At 74.8% G+C, this 1,976-nt stretch carries 2 protein-coding genes; both read left to right on the top strand.

What is annotated here, in order from left to right:
- Positions 1-34 precede the first annotated feature (34 nt).
- Positions 35-718, top strand: a complete 684-nt coding sequence (locus VR44_RS39390) for a hypothetical protein (RefSeq protein ID WP_245692900.1) — start codon at positions 35-37, stop codon at positions 716-718.
- A complete protein-coding gene (locus VR44_RS39385) occupies positions 715-1,962 on the top strand; it encodes a sensor histidine kinase (protein ID WP_045952502.1) in 1,248 nt (415 codons plus the stop codon). Before VR44_RS39390 ends, VR44_RS39385 begins: the two co-directional genes overlap by 4 nt.
- Positions 1,963-1,976 lie beyond the last annotated feature (14 nt).

The raw sequence follows: 1,976 nt of genomic DNA, 5'->3' as shown, positions 1-1,976 counted from the left end.
TTCCTCCCCTGCCCGCGCGCGCAGGCGTGCCGGTGTGGCCCTGCTGGGCCTGGCGGCCGTGCTGCCGCTGCTCGCGGGGTGCGGGAACACCGGCGGGCTCGACTCCGCGGGGCCGACCCCGACGGCGATCGGGCCCGTCCATCTGTGGCCGGAGCGCAAGGGTGCGGTCGTACCGCCCGCCGATCCCGGGGGCGCGCCGCCGGAGTACGTACAGGGCCTGCCGCCGGTCACCGGCCAGGACGTGCACTCCGTCGACCCCGTGGCCCTGGTGCAGGCCGAGCTGCGGGCGCACCCGAACACCGATGTCGGGCCGGACGGCATGCCGCCGGAGACCGCGGCCGCGATCCGGGCGTGCGGGCGGGAGGGGCAGGCTCCGGGTGCCTGTCCGGTGCTGGCGCCGTACTACCGCGATCTGACGGGGAACGGCAAGGACGAGGTGGTGGTCGGGGTCGAGTTCCCCGACAGGATGATGTCCGTACGCGTGTACACGGCGGACGAGGACGGACGGCTCAACCGGATCATGGCGACGACGCAGACGGTGATCAGCGTGGAGCTGGCCGGGCAGGACGTGATCCTGCGGGTGCCGAGCGGCAACCCGGGGTACGAGCTGATCACCGCCTGGTCGTGGGACGCGAAGCAGCGGACCATGCTGCCGGCGCGGGAGGAGATCGTGCGGGTGCCCGCGGTGCCCGCGGTGTCCGCGCAGGGTGCGCCGTGAGGCGGCTGCTGCCCGCCTGGACGGCCACGCTGACGTGGAAGTCGGCCTGCTTCATCGTGGTGATGTGCTGCTCGCTCGCGGCGGTGCTGGGCGTGCTCGTGCACGTCGAGGTGACCCGGCAGACCGTTGCCACGGCCCGCGACAAGGCCCTGGGCAAGCTGCGCGACGTCACCCTCGCCTACGAGGCCGGCGAGGCCCTGCCTCCCGAGTCGGGGATCGACCCCCAGGGGCTCCCCGGCCCGCTGCGGGCGCTGGCGGTGAGCGGGCAGCGCGGGACGGTCGTGGCCGAGGACCGGCAGGGGCGGCCGGTGATGTGGGCCGCCGCTCCGGCGGACGGGCGGGCCCTGGCCACGTCCGTCGACTACGGGCAGAGCGCCCGCACGATCAGGGGGCTGGACAACGCGATCATCGGTTCGTCGGTGCTGGCCATCGGGGGGACGCTGCTGGTCGGCGCCTTCGCGGTGACCCGGGTGACACGGCGGCTGAACCAGACGGCGACCGTCGCGCGGCGGATCACCCGGGGTGACCTGGACGCGCGGGTCGCGGACCCGCGCGCGGAGGATCCCTCGCGGCACCCGGACGAGGTCTCGACGGTGGCGGGCGCGCTGGACACGATGGCGGGGACCCTGCAGCGGAAGCTGCTGAGCGAGCAGCGGTTCACGGCCGACGTCGCGCACGAGCTGCGGACCCCGCTGACCGGCCTGCAGGCGGCGTCGGAGCTGCTGCCGGAGGGCCGGCCGACGGAGCTGGTCCGGGAGCGGGTGCGCACGATGCGGCAGCTGACGGAGGACCTGCTGGAGATCTCGCGGCTGGACTCCGGGAGCGGGCAGGTGGACACCGACCTGCACCAGCTGGCACGGCTGGCACGGAGGGTGGTCCGGGCGTCGGGGACGGACACGGAGGTGGTGGTCCTCCGGGACGCCCATGTGGAGACGGACCGGCGGCGGCTGGAGCGGGTGCTGGGGAACCTCGTCGTGAACGCGCACAAGCACGGGCGCGGACCGGTGGTGGTGACCGTGGACGGCCCGGTGGTGTCGGTACGGGACCACGGGGACGGATACCCCCGGTACCTGCTGGACGACGGTCCGCAGCGGTTCCGGAGCGAGGGGAAGGGAAGCGGCAAGGGCCACGGCCTCGGCCTGACGATCGCGGCGGGCCAGGCGGAGGCGATCGGCGCCCGCCTGGACTTCCGCACGGCGGAAGGCGGCGGCGCCCTGGCGGTGCTGACCCTGCCGGGGGCTTAGGGGGTGTTGCGAGA

Origin of the sequence: Streptomyces katrae, from assembly GCF_000966975.1 — a bacterium.
GTDB classification, from domain to species: domain Bacteria; phylum Actinomycetota; class Actinomycetes; order Streptomycetales; family Streptomycetaceae; genus Streptomyces; species Streptomyces katrae.
The sequence above is the reverse complement of the archived record's forward strand: the minus strand, read 5'-3'. Positions and strand labels throughout refer to the sequence as shown.